12 protein-coding genes and 1 tRNA gene are annotated in these 18,051 nt (G+C 43.3%); 5 read left to right on the top strand and 8 right to left on the bottom strand.

Annotated features, from left to right (window positions below; translation table 11 throughout):
• Positions 1-10: 10 nt before the first annotated feature.
• The 3 genes from R7H07_RS11770 to R7H07_RS11780 all read right to left on the bottom strand — a co-directional run bounded on the left by R7H07_RS11770 (position 11) and on the right by R7H07_RS11780 (position 4,891).
• A complete protein-coding gene (locus tag R7H07_RS11770) occupies positions 11-3,001 on the bottom strand; it encodes a DUF6701 domain-containing protein (RefSeq protein ID WP_405523861.1) in 2,991 nt (996 codons plus the stop codon).
• Positions 3,002-3,310: 309 nt separating this feature from the next.
• Positions 3,311-4,150, bottom strand: coding sequence for an arginase family protein (locus tag R7H07_RS11775; RefSeq protein ID WP_025768977.1), 840 nt, complete (start codon positions 4,148-4,150; stop codon positions 3,311-3,313).
• A 6-nt stretch (positions 4,151-4,156) separates the two neighbouring features.
• Positions 4,157-4,891 carry an IclR family transcriptional regulator gene (locus R7H07_RS11780; protein ID WP_005386192.1) on the bottom strand — a complete coding sequence of 245 codons (735 nt, stop codon included), beginning with the start codon at positions 4,889-4,891 and terminating at the stop codon, positions 4,157-4,159.
• 348 nt (positions 4,892-5,239) lie between these two features.
• Between R7H07_RS11780 and R7H07_RS11785 the strand changes: the two genes are divergently transcribed.
• Positions 5,240-6,712 carry an EAL domain-containing protein gene (locus R7H07_RS11785; protein ID WP_065275384.1) on the top strand — a complete coding sequence of 491 codons (1,473 nt, stop codon included), beginning with the start codon at positions 5,240-5,242 and terminating at the stop codon, positions 6,710-6,712.
• On the opposite strand, the gene modF is transcribed toward R7H07_RS11785, so the two are convergent.
• Entirely contained in the window at positions 6,700-8,154 is a 1,455-nt protein-coding gene (modF, locus tag R7H07_RS11790) for a molybdate ABC transporter ATP-binding protein ModF (RefSeq protein WP_065275383.1), read from the bottom strand. The two genes, R7H07_RS11785 and modF, sit on opposite strands and share 13 nt — an antisense overlap.
• Before the next feature lie 285 nt (positions 8,155-8,439).
• Between modF and R7H07_RS11795 the strand changes: the two genes are divergently transcribed.
• On the top strand, positions 8,440-9,990 hold the full coding sequence (locus R7H07_RS11795) for a PAS domain-containing methyl-accepting chemotaxis protein (RefSeq protein WP_033907145.1): 1,551 nt from the start codon (positions 8,440-8,442) through the stop codon (positions 9,988-9,990).
• 160 nt (positions 9,991-10,150) lie between these two features.
• On the opposite strand, the gene R7H07_RS11800 is transcribed toward R7H07_RS11795, so the two are convergent.
• Positions 10,151-10,241 (bottom strand) — tRNA-Ser (locus R7H07_RS11800).
• A gap of 329 nt (positions 10,242-10,570) precedes the next feature.
• Between R7H07_RS11800 and R7H07_RS11805 the strand changes: the two genes are divergently transcribed.
• A complete protein-coding gene (locus tag R7H07_RS11805) occupies positions 10,571-11,251 on the top strand; it encodes a MaoC family dehydratase (RefSeq protein WP_005375670.1) in 681 nt (226 codons plus the stop codon).
• A 63-nt stretch (positions 11,252-11,314) separates the two neighbouring features.
• Here R7H07_RS11805 and R7H07_RS11810 read toward each other — a convergent pair whose 3' ends face one another.
• The gene (locus tag R7H07_RS11810; RefSeq protein WP_017635752.1) at positions 11,315-12,139 is read right to left on the bottom strand and encodes a phosphate ABC transporter substrate-binding protein; all 825 of its coding nucleotides are present in this window, start codon (positions 12,137-12,139) and stop codon (positions 11,315-11,317) included.
• A gap of 266 nt (positions 12,140-12,405) precedes the next feature.
• Between R7H07_RS11810 and R7H07_RS11815 the strand changes: the two genes are divergently transcribed.
• Positions 12,406-12,759, top strand: coding sequence for a DUF3024 domain-containing protein (locus R7H07_RS11815; protein ID WP_017821084.1), 354 nt, complete (start codon positions 12,406-12,408; stop codon positions 12,757-12,759).
• A 33-nt stretch (positions 12,760-12,792) separates the two neighbouring features.
• Here R7H07_RS11815 and R7H07_RS11820 read toward each other — a convergent pair whose 3' ends face one another.
• Both R7H07_RS11820 and rnb read right to left on the bottom strand, forming a co-directional pair.
• Positions 12,793-13,602, bottom strand: a complete 810-nt coding sequence (locus tag R7H07_RS11820; RefSeq protein WP_017635750.1) for a helix-turn-helix transcriptional regulator — start codon at positions 13,600-13,602, stop codon at positions 12,793-12,795.
• 71 nt (positions 13,603-13,673) lie between these two features.
• On the bottom strand, positions 13,674-15,677 hold the full coding sequence (rnb, locus tag R7H07_RS11825; protein ID WP_017635749.1) for an exoribonuclease II: 2,004 nt from the start codon (positions 15,675-15,677) through the stop codon (positions 13,674-13,676).
• A gap of 413 nt (positions 15,678-16,090) precedes the next feature.
• On the opposite strand from rnb, the gene R7H07_RS11830 reads away from it, so the two are divergent.
• Positions 16,091-18,022, top strand: a complete 1,932-nt coding sequence (locus R7H07_RS11830; RefSeq protein WP_005375680.1) for a DEAD/DEAH box helicase — start codon at positions 16,091-16,093, stop codon at positions 18,020-18,022.
• Positions 18,023-18,051 lie beyond the last annotated feature (29 nt).

Raw genomic sequence — 18,051 nt, forward strand, 5'->3', positions numbered from 1 at the left:
TCGTTTCGCGTTAATTTAGGCCAAGCATATTTGGCTCACCACGATAAATAATGCGATCGTTTCCTCGGTGAACACCAAACGTAACTGTAACAGGTGGATTTTCCTCTTCACTTGTCGTGTTATCCCAATCGTATTTCAGCCAAGGGATGCGATTACCTGAGCCGTCTAAATCCAGGTGGAATTGTATTTGCTCGCGTGCTGAGTCAATTTGGCTTGCAACGATATCGGTCATTCTGCCAATACTCATCGTTCCAACGCCAGAAAGCAGGGCGTTGTTTGCTAGCGCATGAGACCAAATTGGCGTGCTGAAGTAATATTCACCACTCGCCGTTGTTGAGCTGTCATCGAAGTTAGTCGTAAATCGACCGTTTTGCCAAATTTCCACATCAAGTGGCACTTTGATCACCATGCCTTGGTTGCCACCTACATCTTGAAAGTTCAAACGACCGAATCGAATGTCTGGTTGTTTTGTGAGCACTTCGCTATCGTCGAAGAAGTTTACCTCATCAACGGCTTTAGTCGTGACTAAACCTATTTGGCTGCTGTCACTGTTAGTCCCTTTATTAAATGGGCCATCAGGGTATTGTTTATCTGTCGTGTTCTTTTTCCAACATGGGCTATTGTTACAAGTCGCATTGGTCGAGGGCTTCTCGATCACAAACGTTCCAACACTCGCGCTACCCAGTAGTTTCCAGTCTACCTTCTTAGGCTTAGGCGGCAAAAACCGATCGGAGTATGAGCTTAGCTCGCCTAAGTCGAAATGTTGTTGAAGGTTAGATGAAAAGTGGACGTAGTTCTTCACGTTTTCCTTATTCGCATTGAGTGCGACAACATCGTAAGTGACTTTCTCAAAAGGTTGATTCATGTAAGCAAAAGTTTGGCCATGTGGGTAGTGCCATTCTTGGTCTTGCACTTGAAAATATTTTGGGTAAAAACGACCGATGTAACGATAGCTTTCGTTAACAGTCATACCTAGATATTTACTTTCTAGGTTTGCTTTTACTCTCAAGCTCCCGACTTCTTCCCAATATAATCCATTAAAGACGAATTGATCATTCTTGGCTGAATTATGCGCCTGAGCCAGTGAGTCACTACTTTTTAGCAATTTTGAGGTTTGGTTCGCTGTCTCTGATGGCGTATGTTGCTCACTCGACAAGACAACCGATGCTGCTGGAGCGTCATCAAGCATAAAATTACGGGTGATAGAGGCATCACAATAACGTGCTGATTCAACAGAACCACTTACAGAGCCGTCAGTTTGCCAAATGATCGGCTTCACTGTTAGAGAGAAAAGTTCTCCGGCGGCAATAAACCCATCTCCTTGTTCAGAGGTGCCAGAAGGCAAAGCACGTTGGTTGTCACAGATAGCGAATGTCCATGGTCGCGAGTGCACATTAAATGTCCCTTTCACTTCCACTTTGCCTTCTTCAGGGCACTCTTCAAATCCCTCACATTCAAAATGATCGGACAATGTCACTTCAAATATGCCGGACTCGTTCGTGACAAGACCATGTTCAGACAAGCCGTCTTTAAATTCCGCTGAATAGCTAAAGTTTCCTTCACTTCCTCCTAATGGTTGAACCAATGGATGAAAAACCTTAGGAGTACCATTGTAGTTGCTTGCGACTACAGGTTCGCCGGTGGAAGCACAAGCAAGCAATCGCGTATGCACGTTTTCTGGTTTACCTGCAATAACGCGTATTTCATTTAAAGTGGCGCTTTTCGTCTTTGAGTAGGCCTCAAACATAAATGGCGTAAACATAAAGCTAACCGTTTGATGCTTGCTGGTGTCTTCTGCCATAGTGAAAGTCAGCGTGTAGTTAGTACCTAACGCGATGGTATCAATATCGTTCGGGACCATTCGAACAACGAGCTCACCATTGTCGTCAGACATAAATTGGTTTGCTTTTAATGTCTGCTGACCTTTGATCACCTCTAAAGTGAACAAGTCAGGGTGTGATAGGGCTGCACTGACTTCTGCGCTTACAACTTCTCCATTATTGGTTGTCATTGCTGTAAATTGCGGAAGATCGTCGCCGCACATCAGTGCCATGTCGTCCGATGGTGTGACGCTGAGGTCGAAGTCGTTCTCTGATGGAGGCGTAATTTTACATTCAGGGATATAAGAAGGAATAGGGCAAGTTGTTGGTGTTTGATTTGCGTAACTACAATTGGGTTCATCAATGCCACAATAGTGGTTGAAATTTGAACTTGATTCTAGGGTGGCTGTCACACTACCACAAATAGAAGTATTGGAGTTATTAATTGAAAAATGCATTGCCGAAATAGCTTGCTTATTCGCATATATTTTGGTCGTGCCAAAACCTGTATCTACAGTATGTCCCTGAGATGTCAAAGAACCAAAAACTGTCGTATTATTAAGATTTATCCCCGATAGAGCATTAATGTTGCCCACAACTATTGGTGTATTAGAAAGCGACGATTCCAGTTGATTAATTTCTACTTTTGTTCCTTTTGATTTGATATCACCGCAGAACATACCAGATTCGATGTACACGTCACTTTGAGCAATGATGTTGCCATTAAGGACGTTGTGCTCTCCGTAAAACTCGACAGAACGGCCATTTCCACCAACACCATTGGTTTCTATATCTCCTTCGATTTCACTATCAGTTATTTTTATAGAACCTAAAGCAGAGACATTACCTAGTACGTAGCTATTACCATTAATTTTTAACCAAGTTCCTTTAGCTTTGATGTTTATAGGGCTTTCCTTTGAGCCTATGACATTCTGCCCACGGAGTGTTATGGAACCATGAGCGGTTAAAGACGATGAGCTTTGACTACTATTTATAATTTGATCGCCTTTCGGGAGAACAATATTTGTAGTGCAATCGTAAGTAGAACCCGTTACATGAATGGTTCCGTTTTTACAAAAGGCAACATTAGTGTTTGACTTGATATCTGCTAAGTCATAAGTGGTGGCGTGTGAGGTTAGCGGTAAAAAAAGAACCGCAGTGAAAATACTGCAAAGACGCATCATCAAATGTCCTAATGAGTGGAACAAGATGGCATCAAGCGAGCGTGAGCAAATGCTCACTGAAATTGGAATAGCTGCGGTACTTTTTGTTTTGAAGCCGCTTAGTTATTGAACTTTGGTTATTTTTTATTTCGTATGTCATACCAAAGTTTAGCGGCCTTATTACAACGTAAGTGTCAGGTTAGTTCAAGAGGTAAGTGTGATGTGTGTCGATTTATATGTGTAACTATTTGTTAGTTAAGGATAATAAGTAAGCATGTTGGTTCAGAATCAGGAAGGACGCGATCCTGATTCTGAATGTTTATAACGCTAGGCAGCGTGAACGATGAGTGGGGCCATCTGATATAACTCTTCGAGTATGGCTTTCGTTTGTCTCGAATACACCAGACAATCTCGATCGCCAACGAGCTGAATTGCTCGCACTTTACCTGCAACCAAACATTGCCTAATCGTGCGTAGAACCATTTGGATATCAATTTCTGACGCGCCATCAAGGCTGTTTTTGGTTTTTAGAGATCCAAGGTCGATACTAATGATTATTTGGTCGCAGTGGTCTAGGTAATTGCCGATCTGTTGCTTAACATTATTGCGATGACGAAAAGAAAACTCTTTATCGGTTACCCAGTCACAACCTTGATCCTCCGCGTATTCCCACGTTTCTTGCTTTGTATCTTGTTCGCTAACACCAGCAAAAAATAATCGTACGTTTTGATAGCGAGAAAGAGCAAAATGAAATGCCGAGCCTAAACGTGGTTCAAGTGTTGGTTTCAAGTTCATGTCATGTCCAATATTTACCACACCCACTTCGTCTCGATAGGACACGACCACAGGTAACATGGACAAGATTGCCTCGGTACAGTTAGTTACTAAAACAGGAATTGAGTGGCGAGAAAGCGAAAGGCTTAATGCTTCCTGAAACTCGCCATTTTCCAGCTTGTCGTGGTTGAAGTGACCAAAGTTTTCAGCGGTTTCATGATCATGCTGTTGGTATAGCCAATCGCTAGCATTTTCCAAACTTTGATCAGCTAATTCAAACGCACCCTTCGACATAGGAGGCAAATACTCACACACTGTCATAAAAGAAAAAGGGTAATGCTGCGGCTGTTTCACTGTGTGATGGAGTTTATAGCGTTTGAAAAAGCTTAACATGATGAATTACCTTTCTGGTGGTAGTGCCCTTGCCGCTTGCAGTACATGTAAAATAATGCGCTGCTTATCCTTTTCGACTCGGTGGGCCGGAGCCATTACCGAGACTGCGCCAATCAGTTTGCTTCCTTTCATTACCGGTGCGCTAATACCTGACACACCAGGGTCAATCTCAGAAGTACTGACGGCATATCCGTGTTTACGGATGGTTGTGAGCTCTTTTTCCCACTCGTCACGTCGGTGATCTTGATTAAAATATCTCAAGATTTTCTCGCATCGACTTTGAGGCATAAAAGCAAGCATCACTTTAGATGAGGCACCGCGCAGCAGAGGTTGACTTTGACCCTGGACGAAGCTGCAACGCAGCGCCTGCATACTTTCTTTCTGTCTGACACAAAGCGCACGATAACCCGCTGGTACCATATAAGCGGCCATTTCCCCGGTTTGTTGTACCAACCTAGCCAGTATGGTTTCGACCATGTCGAGCCCATGTTGCGCGGTCTCATAGCTGTGCATGAGTAATAATGCCGCCGGACCAACGACAAATGTCTTGTCGTGAACGCTTTCTTCGATCAAGTTCCACTCTTTAAGCAGTTTTAAGTGTCGGTAAAGGCTGCTTAAAGGAACGTTCAATTGCTCGCTTAGCGTTTTCGCAGAAACTGGGAACGGACTAACTGCAACTTGCATTAACAACTGCAGTGATTTTTCGTTTACCTGGTTAGCATTAGCTTTGTTTGTCGTCATGAGAGTGTTGTAACGTGTTGTAGGAGTTACGACAAATATAATTCTTAATCACTGAGAAAAGAAAAATAATTTTAATGGGTAATTCTTACATGATGAGAAACAGACAGGTAAAGACTTTCGCAACTACCGATAGACATAACATGGTGTCGAATTAAAGTCTCAGGTTTGAGGCGCTTGATACTAAATTGGAACAGGAGTGATTAAGACATTGTTTAGTTTGCGGTATTACTCAGCGTTTCGCATACTGAGTTAATCCAAACAAATAATGTTAAAAAACGTGAGTTGCTAGCGGGTATCGGAATCGAGGTACCATCTCAGTAAATCGGTTTTATAAAAGGTTACTTTTATATGCTGAATAAGGCGATTTTTAAAAAAGCCATCATTTTTCTTCTGCCTATTCCCTTGGTTATTGGAGAGGTTTTGTATTTAGCTCGTGAAAGCGTGCAAAACAATCTCAATCATTTATTAGAAAAAAATGTGCAAATTGCAGATGAAATTTTATTCCAAATAGAGACAGAAAACCGCACGGCGCTGCTACACCCTGAGCGATGTGAAGAGCTCCAGCAAAGCTTAATGTTTGAACGAGATATTGAAGAAATGCTCATTGTGAAAGAGGGAGTCATTACTTGTTCTTCGAAATTGGGAAGTATCTCTAAACCGTTAGCTGAGCACATCACCTTTCCCAAGGGACAAACGCTAGCGCTTGGTAGTGTTGATAGCTTGTACGATCAGTTCTTGCTAGTGGTAACGGAAGGAGAGCGGGGTTATCAAGCCGTAACGATTATCGATCATGACTACTTTAATGCGACAATAGGGTTTAACAACGATTTACGCCTAAAACGCTCTGCGCTGTTTATCCATGATCAAGTTTCACCAGAAGGAGCATTAAGAGCGGGAAGTAATCCTATCGGTATCAAATCGTCGCAAATGTTTGAGTATGAAGCTTTGAGTGAAGCCAGCGATCTTTTCGTCAAACAGAGAACACTTTCCTATTTTTTGTACTCAATTCCAATTATTTTCGTGATCTACCTTTGCTTGTATGCGTTGAATAAGTTTATTGATCCTCATCGCAATTTGATACTGGATCTTAAAAGAGCGATAAAAAGAGGAGAGTTGACCCTGTATTACCAACCGCAAGTTAACGTTGATACCGGCCAGTTATTCGGGTTTGAAGCGCTAGTGCGATGGGAGCATCAAAGTAAGGGGTTCATTTCTCCGGACGAGTTTGTCCCTGCGGCAGAGCAAAGTGGATTGGTTTTTTTACTTACTGATTTCGTTCTGGATAAAGCGGCAGAGGACTTCAGTAAATTAGGCTTTGATCAGCCTGTCCACCTTGGTATTAACGTGCCGCCTGGTTATTTAGTCGGACCAAACGCGATCAGAAAAATTCAATTGCTCGACAGACAGTTGAGCCGAAACAAAGTCTCATTAGGGGTAGAGATAACGGAGCGTCAGCTCATTGATTCAGAGGCGAGAAAATGCATTGCAGCGCTGCGAGTGCATGGTATTGATGTGCTGATCGATGATTTTGGAACTGGCCAAACCTCGTTAGCATTTCTACAGCACATGCGCATAGATTACTTAAAAATCGATAAGTGCTTTGTCGAAACTATTGGTATTCCTAGCCTTAGTGCTTCTGTCTTAAAAGCGATGGTTCACTTCGCGGAAGAATTACAAGTACAATTGATCGCTGAAGGCGTGGAAACCATAGCGCAAGCTGAACACTTAAAGAAGATGGGAGTGAGATATCATCAGGGATACCTGTACTCCAAACCATTACCTTATGAGCAGCTTGCGCAGCGAAGTCATTATGATTGGTAGACGTTAGCTCTATAACACTGAGCATTTTCATCAAACACAAACTCTAACTCATTTTTGATGCTATCTAAGCGGTCTTCTTGGTAGTGAGACACATACAATAGTTGGCTTAAATTCTCTCTAGCGATGAGCTCAAGTGTGTTCTTAACTAACCGTCTACCCAAAAAATCTAACCCTTGATACGGCTCGTCCAAAATCAATAATGTGGGTTGTTTCACGATGGCTCTTGCAATCAGTAACAGTCGCTGCTGACCGTACTCTAATTGCTTGAATGAGGTTTTTTTGTACTGGCTCATATGTAAGATATCGAGCCACTCGTTTGCAATATTCATCTCTTTGCGAGTTGGCTGGTTATACAACCCAATCGAATCGTAAAATCCTGACAAAATGACTTCTAATGCGCTGCAATTGACTCGATATTGGAGGTGTAGCGCTGAAGACACCATACCGATATGCTGCTTAATTTCCCAGATTGTCTCGCCAGTACCACGCTTTTTACCAAAAATATCAATGTCATTGCTGTAGCATTGCGGATGATCGCCAAAGATCAATCCAAGTAAGGTACTCTTTCCACAACCATTTGGGCCTTTGACCTGCCAATGTTGGCCCTTGTCTATGCGCCAGTTCAAGTCAGTAAAAATCTTCTTATCGGTGTATTCGACAGCCCCATTCTTTAGTTCAAATATTGGGTTGTTGAATGGCGTCGAGTGCTGATGCTGACGTATCAAGCTCATCATTTCTTCACTCTGTTGCTTTGACTGAGATTTAATTTGTCCAATGATTGGATGATTATCCCAACTGGACTTATCCATTGTACTATCAAGCTTTCCTGCACTGAAAAGCGCGATGCTATTGATCCACTCAGGCATGTCAGATTCGCGAGAGAAGGTTACGAGTAGTTGCACATTTTGAGAAAGCGAGTGTAAATAGCGAGCGAGAGCAGCTCGGTGCGCAATATCTAAGCCAGTAAATGGATTATCGAGTAATACTAAGTCAGGTTGTGTGGCTAAAGCTCGGGCGAGCATTACTCTTCTGGTTTCTCCGGTAGAGAGAACACGGAAGCCACTATCTCTAAGATGACTTAGGTCGAGATCATTAACTAGCTGTTCAGTTAAGTTAGTGTCTTGGCTCTGTTCTAGGATTAATGAATAAACAGTGCTTCCTTGGTCGATACGATCAAGAAAATCCGTATCATCTTTTTCTAATTCTCTTTCCAGTAATCGCTGTTGCTCTGATAACGACACTTGCGCAACGGACAGCCCATTTAGCTCAATTTCCCCACTATTTGGTGATATTTCATCACAAATAAGGTCTCCAAGCAGAGAGCCAATATCTCCATCCGCGCTGAATATCCCCCAAGACTGCTGAGTGTTAATTTTCCAATCGTCAATAAACAAGTGTGTCGTGTTTCTCTTAGCTGCAAGCTGACGAAAGTGAATAGTCATTGTGTTTGTCTTCCTTGTTTTCGTTTTAGTGGATTACTTATAACAATTTACGAACTCAGTACGGAAGCGCTTTTGTGTATTAATTTTGAACAGTGCTCAGTCTTGTGCATATTAACGAAGCCTTGTATTAGAGGATAAAAATGCGACTAGAGTCATTAAGTAACAAGTAAGCTTGTCAATAATTTTGTTTTATTTTTGAATCAACCTATCATTATGCATGTAAATGTTATGCTGATAAATTCATATTTGCCGTTTGTTAATTAATCAATGTAAGGACACATGTTTATGAGTGAAACGGAATACGATTACCCTTCGAGTTACAGCCTAGTTTCCATTACCGATACCTCCAGTTACATCAAATATGCCAGTGAAAACTTTAATGAAGTAGCGGGGTTTGATGAAGGGGAGCTTATCGGTAAACCCCACAATGTTGTGCGTCATCCTGATATGCCAAAACAGGCTTTTAAAGATTTATGGACTCACCTGAAAACTGGCAAACACTGGATGGGAATGGTCAAAAATCGACGTAAAAACGGCGGCTATTATTGGGTTGACGCGTTTGCTTCTCCTATAAAATCTAATGGTGAAGTTGTGGAATACCAATCAGTGAGATTTAAACCTGAGCGTATACACATCCAGCGAGCGGAAAAAGCGTATTCGAAGCTTCGAAATAATCGTAAGCCGTGGAAAATGTATCTTCCTCGTACACGTTTGTGGATGAGATCGGCCTTCTTCCTTTTAATTTCAAACCTTCTTGGCTTACTCATTCTACAAATGAATCAATCACCAGTGATAGCGTTTGGCGTTGTTGCGTTACTTTCCGTTTTCTCTATTTATGTATTAACCAGACCAGTTGAGAAGCTCGCTAAACAGGCTAGGCAAGACTTCAACAATCCACTCATGGAATATATTTATTGCGGAAGAATCAACGATCTGGCTGAGATTGAGCTGGGTATGAAGATGCGTAAGCAATTTGCAAATGCGCTATTGGGGCGCGTTGGCGTGTCTGTAAAAGACTCTTGCGAAGAAACGCGCGCAAGTGCTAACAGTGCTGCGACAAATAGCCAGCAAGTGACGGAGAACTTAAGCGCACAGAAAGTGGAGATTGACTCGGTCGCAACAGCGGTCAACGAGATGCAAGCCTCTTCATCTGAGATATCAAATAATGCTCAAGCGACCGCCGAGGCTACGTTAGAAGCGCAAAATACGATGATAGACAGCCGTAGCGTTATCGATAATGTTAACCAATCGGTTTTAGAGTTGGTGGGTGAGCTCGGCGAAATATCTAAAGTGGTCATACGTTTGAACCAACAAACCGAGCAAATTGGAACCGTTGTTGAAGTCATCAATGGTATTGCCGAACAAACTAATTTATTAGCGTTGAACGCTGCAATTGAAGCCGCGAGGGCAGGCGAACAAGGCAGAGGGTTTGCCGTTGTAGCAGATGAAGTGAGAACCTTAGCTAAAAGAACTCAGGAATCGACAACAGAGATTAAATCGGCCATTGAAGGGATTCAAAATGGGAGCAAATCAGCGGTTTCTGCGTTAGAGAAAGGTAATGAAATGTCGACCGGAACGGTAACATTGTTAGGTACTGCTTTGGATAGCATTCAACAATTGGAATCCCTTGTTCAGGACGTCGTCGAACGAAACCAACAAATTGCGGTCGCGATAGAAGAGCAGGTTTATGTAACGGATGAAATAAATGAAAACATCCAGTCGCTTAATTTAAAGTACAGTGAATCGTATGAACTGATGACTGAAACGAATCATATGAACACCAAAGTGCAAAATTGCACCAATGACCTGTCTGAAATGATTAAGAAGTTTGCTTAAACTTTAGAAAATCGAAGTTAAAAGCCCGCTAAACATTAGCGGGCTTTTAACTGGAATATAGTGAAGTGCCGGATTCGTTTACGAGCGAGGATTTCTAAATCTCGTTTTTTAAGAGCTAAAACGACGAAAGCTCGCAATAAATGCGAGCTCTCTAAATAAGTGGCGGAGAGATAGGGATTTGAACCCTAGATACGCTATTAACGTATGCCGGTTTTCAAGACCGGTGCTTTCAACCACTCAGCCATCTCTCCGTTGTGGGCGGTATAATAAGGAGCATAGTCCGACTTGTAAAGTGCTGAATTATAATAGAAGTACTGTTTGCTTGTTTTATGATCACTGATGTGATGTTGGACAGTTTGAAAACGGAGTGAAAAAGGGACAAAAAGTACCAATTTATAGAGTTTTTACTTTATATTGGCGCACGTCAATAAAATGGTGTTTTATTGTTATCTTGCTGATATATAAGACATAACATGCTTTTAGGGTACATGTGTTCGCCCGAAAGTATTTGCAAGACTTTGTGAACTAATTCAAACTTAACTGGTATAGCCAGTTGTGCTTAGAATTCTTAAGGGTGTTTATGAAGGTCACAAATCTATTTAAAGACAAAGTTGATGCGATTTCTGCTCATCAATCCGAGTTTATGAATTGGATGTCTCCAACGTTACGCGATTATTGGAGTGACTTTTTGGGGAAAGCTCAAAATAGCTTTCTTTTCTCAAAAGTTCGTGATCACCAGCAGCCAGCCGTCAACGAAGAAGTTGCACCTCAACCTGCACCGATCGTAATGGCACCTGAGGCTCAAAAGCTTTATGACGAGTTAAGTGAAAAAATTGGCGAAGTTATTCACACTGGTGATTGGGTTCATGTGTCTCAAGAACGTATTAACCAATTTGGTGCTGTAACGGAAGACATGCAATGGATTCATACCGATCCAGAGCGTGCTTCAACTGAATCTCCATTTAAGACAACTATCGCTCATGGCTTTTTAACATTAGCATTGCTGCCTAAACTGACGGATTCAGTCGATCCAGACAAGCCAATGTTCCCAACAGCTAAAATGGTAGTTAACTTGGGTTTAAACCAAGTCCGTTTCCCTTACCCTGTCAAAGCAGGCAATAATGTTCGTGCAGTCAGCACGTTAACAAAAGTAACGCCAATCAAAAAAGGTTTGGAGATTGAGCGCGAAATTAAAGTGGAAATTGAAGGTATTCGTCGACCTGGTGCGGTTGTGGTCTCTGTAATTCAACTGCATTTCTAATTCCGAAACCGGATAGAACACGACATAGTAAAAGAGAGCATCAGGGTGCTCTCTTTTTCATTTTTACTGATTAAAGTTTTTTACTGGCGTATAACCGTAATCTGCAATCGCTTTTTGTCCCTGCTCTGAACGAAGGAAAGCGATAAAACCTTTACCTGCATCGCTAATCTTATCTACTTTGTATAGCACTAGGAATGGTCGCGCCAACTTGTACTTATGATTGCTAATGTTTGTCGAGGTTGGGTCAATACCATCTAACTGAATCGCCTTGATCGAGCGATCTACTGACCCTACAGAGATAAAACCAATGGCGCGAGTGTTATGGTTAACAATGGTTTTTACCATGCTGTTGCTGTTTACAACCAAGTTGTTTGGGCTGATATCCGAGACAAGGCGATCATTAACGATTTTGGTCAGTCCCAGCAAGCTTTCGAAGCTGTAACGTGAACCTGAAGACGCTTCTCTAGTAACCACCGCGATAGGCTGATCTGCGCCCCCGACCTCTTTCCAATTCTTAATCTTACCTTTGTAAATATCAAACAGCTGTTGCTGAGAAAGGTTTTCTACAGAGTTGGTACGGTTTACAACAACAGCGAGGCCATCATAAGCGATAGGGTATACATTGAGATCTTCACCTTTTTCGCTTTCAGTCAGATAGCGAGAGCTCATGCCTATTTCGGCTACTCCTTTATTGACCATGGTGATACCAGCACTCGAACCAATGCCCTGAACAGCAACGTAATCGTCTGGGTGTGTTTTGTTGTATTCCTCAGCAAGTACATCCATCACACGAGCAACCGACGTTGAACCCGAGATGTTGATTTCTTTTGCAATGGTAGGGAGGGAGACTGCTATGGCCAATAACGTCGCCACAGTAAAACGTAACATATTAAACTCCATATACGGGATAAAGCAGAGTTTATGATATTGCGTTCAGGTTACACTTTTGTGAACTGTTAGCGCTAAACAGGGGAATTGTTTCTAGTCAAGAGGTGATGGAGCTAGCGTTTCCAAGTGGACTGAGATGATAATCTGGGCAAATGATAATATAGCTATCTTATACTTGAGTTAGGTAGATAACTACCATCGGTGATGATGTAAAGGTTATATACTAGGATCGACAGCTCTAACTATCATCCATCGGGAGAACGTTGATGTCAGTGTCCCAAATGGCGACAAGTCGTTTATACAAATCAGTTCAATCGCTCTGCTCTGCGCGTAATGCTAACTTGCCTGTCGAACAGGGCAAGTGCCTCTATGAGCTAGTAGAAAATGGCGTTGAGCTTCATCGGGCGCATTTTCTCCTCGACTCCCAGCATAGCGAGTATACTTCTCCCGTCGCGAAGATCATGTTTGATGAGGAAAACCAACTTTGGTATTTCTATGTTCCCACATATCACAACGAGCTGTTAAGGTGGGTGCCTTATAAGCCACTTCCATTTAGCCGAATGCTTGAGGACTTACTCAACGAGTTGGAGCGCGATCCTCAAGCGTGTTTTTGGGAATAGGGCGAGCCCAACGGATGCGAATGCCGACATGATTTATACTTTAGGCCTAACAACTTGGTTTCTAAAGTCTTTGGGGGTCATGTTGTAAACGGATTTAAATGCTGTACTGAAATGCGCTGCACTTTTAAAGCCAGACTCAAACGCTATTTCTGTTATTGATTTTTCTGACTTGCGCAGTTGGGTTGCTGCGAAGTTTATCCGTTTCACCTTTAATATCTGAGAAAACGAAAGATCATCTGCGGCGAGGCGACGTTTTAAGGTTGCGATGGACATGCTCATATGAGCCGCTAAGCCTTCTAGCGTGATGTCTTTTTCAATATTACCCTCAATGTACTTAATGGCTTTTTGAGAGTCGCTCAGGCTACTTGCATCATCTATGATAGATAGGATGTTTGGCTCTACCTCAACCATCAACGACAGCAATGCCATTGCGATATGGCTTTGTGTGTAGTCTGGAGCATTGCGACTCGCTAACTTAACCAACATGTCCTTCAATTGTGCTACTTCGCTACTGGATTGCGTTGAAAAAGGATAGAAGCGCCTTTCTTCCGTTTTGGAACGTAGCATCGGGTGCGCTTTCTTAAAGTCACAGAATATATTTGGATTGAAGACTAAAGCCAGTGCTTTAAAGCCTCCGTCACTAGAGACGGCTTCTGCACTGCTCAGATCTGCGGAGTTATAGAGTGTGAAATCTCCGGCTTTAAGTTCAAATTGCTCGCCATTAGGTTGATGAACTAATAGGGCACCTTCTTCAACAATATATAACCCATTATGTGTTGCAGTGTAACGCTCACTTTTGCGCGCAGTGAAGTGATTAAAGCGAATGATCTCAATGTTCGGCATACTCTTTCTTATCGTTTTACATAACAAATAAAAAAGGCGCTCAATAGAGCGCCTTTTAACTTCATTCGGTATTACTCACTTACAGTCTGTTCTGTTTGTGCTGCTGGTTGTTCAGCGAATACCTGGGTTGGCTTTGCAACTAAACTGCGGTTTTCTTGGTTTACGTCCGTAAGGACAATTTCCAATGTATCCCCAAGTTTGTATACGACCTCTTTATCGATAGAGATGGTACCGTTGTCGCCATTGCACTCAATTCTTTCTTTATTATCAAGAATTAGTGCACCAGGAATAAAGGCTGCTGCGCCATTTTCGAGAAGTCGGACACGTGCGCCTGCACGATTAATATCGAAAATCTCACCTGTGAAACAAGTTTTCTTACTCGGCTCATCAGCAAGCGTGCGTGCATATAGCCAATCTGAGACATTTCGCTCAGCGATTTTATGATGTTTACGATGTAGAGCTAGCTCTTCGCCTACTTGGTCATCTGGTTTTTGTACGGGTTCTTTACCAAGGATGACGGCCTTCAACATACGGTGGTTGATCATATCACCGTATTTACGAATTGGTGATGTCCAAGTTGCATAGATGTCTAAACCCATTGCGTAATGAGGCAGAGGCTGATTACCCACCTCACTGTATGCTTGGAACTTACGAATGCGGTTATCTAGATAAGACGTTTCTTGAGCTGCCAACCAGCGGCGCAACGCAGCAAAGCCTTCTAGCGTAGCAATAGACTCCGCTGTGAACTCCAACTGGCCTTCTGGATTGACAAGTTGAACCACTTCTTCAATCTTCTCGTTCTTGATACCTGCATGCGTATTGAAGACACCTGTTTCAAATTTATCGCGTAATGTACGACCTGCACAGATGTTTGCGGTAATCATGGATTCTTCAACAAGACGGTTTGCACTGCGGCGCATGTCTGCGTGGATAGCGATTACATCGTTATCTTCACTGAGCTCAAAACGGTAGTCAGGACGATCAGGGAAGACCACTGCGTTTTTCTCACGCCATTCAGCGCGAGCAAGAGAGAACTCATAAAGATCACGAACGATGGTCGCGATCTCTTCAGATGGCGTCCATGCTTCAGAGCTGCCGTTTTCTAACCAATCAGACACGTGATCGTATGCTAGGCGTGCATGTGATTTGATGTTTGCCGCGAAGAATTTAATATCGTCGCCAATCACACCATCTTTACTTACCGTTACGGTACAGCAAATAGCAGGGCGGGTTTCACCTTCAATCAGAGAACATAGGTTGTCCGCTAAATCGCGAGGTAGCATCGGGATGTTGCGTCCTGGAAGATAGATAGTATAGCCACGCTCACGCGCTACTTTATCCATTTCATCTTCAGGTGTGATGTAAGCGGTTGGGTCCGCAATAGCGATGGTGAGTTCGAAATCGCCAGATACGGTTTTCTTCGCGTACAGCGCATCGTCCATATCTTTAGTCGATTCACCGTCGATAGTGACGAATGGAACATGAGTCATGTCTACGCGTTCTAGCTCCGCGTCGTCTTTCAGTTCCCAGTTATCGATGCCTGCTGGCTCAGAGTTTGGTAGATCGTTTTGAGCAAGCGTTACCCACCAAGGCGCAATTTTATCATTCGCGTCAGTGATTTTTTCAGAAATTTCTACGAAGAAAGAGTTATCGCCTTTTAGAGGGTGGCGAATAAGATGTGCGACAACCCAATCACCTTCGGCGAACTCGTCAGGTTTTAGACCTTTCTTTAGTTTCGCTTTAAGAGATAGCTTTTTAAGCTGTGGGTGATCAGGTGCTACGTTGAGCTTGCCTTTGAACATTTTTACTCGACCAATAAAGCGAGTCACGGCTTGTTCTAGCAGCTCTTGTGGCTCTGCAACTTCGCGTTCATTTTCGGTGCGGATAATGGCGATGACTTTGTCACCGTGCATGCACTTTTTCATGTACGCAGGCGGGATGAAGAAGCTCGTCTTACTGTCCACTTCCAAAAAGCCAAAGCCTTTATCTGTGGCTTTTATTGAGCCTTCTTTTTTAGGCAGGTTTTCTTGGATTTGCTGCTTAAGCTGAGCGAGTAGTGGGTTATCTTGAAACATCTTTTCTTAAATTACCTATGGAGTTGGGCACACTATAATCATTGCGAGCTATTATTACTACCTGTGGAGCGTAATTTCGCCGTGAATTTTGCCAATTTAACCACGAGAAATTGGCTTAAATATTGATGAAATTCTCATCTGTGAGTTACGCGAATCTACGGGGAATGGTAGGGTTGGTGGAAAAATATGCTAAAAATACCATTGTTGAGAATAAATTGTGATGTAATTCAATTTTTTCTGGATTTTTTTATGCTTTTAAGGAATAATCCGCCTCCCTTAGTCGTCCCTAATGGCTTATCGCGGTTGTGTACTGTGCTGTGTTCCCGTCTGAATGGAATCAGTATCTGGATGGATCAGTATCGAATTGGAAGAGCATATGGGACTGTTTTTTTGTTTAATTAAGTAGGATCCCAATGCAAGATTCTGTTATTCAATTCAGTGATTTATCTCTGAATGATTCTATCCTTTCTGCTCTAGACGGAATGGGTTTCGTGTCACCAACTCCAATTCAGGCTGCGGCAATCCCACACCTATTGGAAGGTGCTGACGCGCTGGGTAAAGCTCAAACAGGTACAGGTAAAACAGCAGCGTTCTCTCTGCCTCTTCTCAACAAACTCGATCTAAACCAACGCAAACCGCAAGCGATTGTACTTGCTCCGACTCGTGAGCTGGCAATTCAGGTTGCAGCGGAAATGAAAAACCTTGGTAAAAACATCAAAGGTTTGAAAGTTCTAGAGATTTACGGTGGCGCATCTATTGTCGACCAAATGCGTGCTCTTAAAAGTGGCGCTCATGTAGTTGTCGGTACTCCAGGCCGTGTTCAAGATCTTATCAATCGCGAACGTCTACACCTAGACGAAGTTAGTACTTTCGTTCTTGATGAAGCAGACGAAATGCTAAACATGGGTTTCGTAGATGACGTAACTGCGATCATGGAGCACGCTCCAGAGTCAGCACAACGCGTTCTGTTTTCTGCAACTATGCCTCCAATGCTGAAGAAGATCGTTGAACGTTTCCTTCGTGACCCTGTAACGGTTGACGTTGCTGGTAAAAACCACACTGTAGACAAAGTTCAACAACAGTTCTGGGTAGTGAAAGGTGTAGAGAAAGATGAAGCAATGTCTCGTCTTCTTGAAACTGAAGAAACTGACGCGTCAATCGTATTCGTACGTACTCGTCAAGATACTGAGCGTCTGGCTGACTGGCTATCTGCACGTGGCTTCAAAGCAGCTGCACTGCACGGTGACATTCCTCAGTCTCTACGTGAACGTACTGTTGATCACATCAAACAAGGTGTTATTGACATCCTAGTTGCAACTGATGTTGTAGCTCGTGGTCTTGACGTTCCACGTATTACGCACGTATTTAACTACGACATCCCATTTGATGTTGAGTCATACATCCACCGTATCGGTCGTACTGGCCGTGCTGGACGTAAAGGTAAAGCGATCCTTCTAGTTCGCACTAACCAAATTCGTATGCTTCGCACTATCGAGCGTGTAACTAAGTCATCTATGGAAGAAATCCAACTTCCTCTACGTGACCAAGTTGCTGAAGCTCGTCTAGCTAAGCTAGGCGCTGAGCTTGAAGCAGAGAAAGAGCACAAAGCACTAGACAAATTTGCTGAGTTGGTAGAGAAACTACAAACTTCTCTAGACATCGACCCTGCAACACTTGCTGCTATGCTTCTTAAGCGTCAGCAAGGCAAACGTCCTCTGTTCTATATTGGCGAAGACCCAATGGTTGAAGCAATTGAGCGTGACAAGCAACGTCGTAAAGAGCGCCGTGAAGGTGGTCGCGACGGCGGTCGTAACTTCAACAACCAAGACTGGGATACTTACCAGCTTCAAGTTGGTCGTGAGCAAGGCGTTCAAGTTAAAGACATCGTTGGCGCTCTAGCAAACGAACTAGGTCTAGGTAAAGGTTCTATCGGTGCGATCAAACTAGCTCAAGGTCACACATTCGTACAGCTACCTAAAGCAATGACTTCAGACGCGGCGAACAAGCTAAGCAAACTACGTATCCGTCAACAAGATGTTGGTGCTGTAGTATGTGACTTCGATGATTTCCGCGAGTCTCGTGGTGGTCGCCGTGACGGTGGTCGTCGCGATGGTGGTCGTCGTGATGGCGGTGGTTACCGTGGCAACCGCGAAGGCGGCAATCGTGGTGGTGATCGTCGTGAAGGCGGTCGTCGCGAAGGTGGTTTCCGTGGTAACCGTGACGGCAACCGCGATGGTAATCGTGAAGGTGGCGAACGTCGTTTCGATCGCAACCGTGGTGGTGATCACCGTGGTGCACATCGTGGTGAACGTGGTCACGGTCGTGGCCGTCGTACAGACGCATAATCACGAGTGATTAAAGCGACGGTTTAAGT

The organism is Vibrio sp. Vb1127, assembly GCF_033338735.1.
GTDB classification, from domain to species: Bacteria; Pseudomonadota; Gammaproteobacteria; order Enterobacterales; family Vibrionaceae; genus Vibrio; species Vibrio alginolyticus.

Excerpts from the sequence above, each read along its gene's own strand:
- R7H07_RS11770 (WP_405523861.1), bottom strand. The coding sequence starts at position 3,001 with ATGCGTCTTTGCAGTATTTTCACTGCGGTTCTTTTTTTACCGCTAACC.
- R7H07_RS11775 (WP_025768977.1), bottom strand. The coding sequence starts at position 4,150 with ATGTTAAGCTTTTTCAAACGCTATAAACTCCATCACACAGTGAAACAG.
- R7H07_RS11780 (WP_005386192.1), bottom strand. The coding sequence starts at position 4,891 with ATGACGACAAACAAAGCTAATGCTAACCAGGTAAACGAAAAATCACTG.
- R7H07_RS11785 (WP_065275384.1), top strand. The coding sequence starts at position 5,240 with ATGCTGAATAAGGCGATTTTTAAAAAAGCCATCATTTTTCTTCTGCCT.
- modF (WP_065275383.1), bottom strand. The coding sequence starts at position 8,154 with ATGACTATTCACTTTCGTCAGCTTGCAGCTAAGAGAAACACGACACAC.
- R7H07_RS11795 (WP_033907145.1), top strand. The coding sequence starts at position 8,440 with ATGAGTGAAACGGAATACGATTACCCTTCGAGTTACAGCCTAGTTTCC.
- R7H07_RS11805 (WP_005375670.1), top strand. The coding sequence starts at position 10,571 with ATGAAGGTCACAAATCTATTTAAAGACAAAGTTGATGCGATTTCTGCT.
- R7H07_RS11810 (WP_017635752.1), bottom strand. The coding sequence starts at position 12,139 with ATGTTACGTTTTACTGTGGCGACGTTATTGGCCATAGCAGTCTCCCTC.
- R7H07_RS11815 (WP_017821084.1), top strand. The coding sequence starts at position 12,406 with ATGTCAGTGTCCCAAATGGCGACAAGTCGTTTATACAAATCAGTTCAA.
- R7H07_RS11820 (WP_017635750.1), bottom strand. The coding sequence starts at position 13,602 with ATGCCGAACATTGAGATCATTCGCTTTAATCACTTCACTGCGCGCAAA.
- rnb (WP_017635749.1), bottom strand. The coding sequence starts at position 15,677 with ATGTTTCAAGATAACCCACTACTCGCTCAGCTTAAGCAGCAAATCCAA.
- R7H07_RS11830 (WP_005375680.1), top strand. The coding sequence starts at position 16,091 with ATGCAAGATTCTGTTATTCAATTCAGTGATTTATCTCTGAATGATTCT.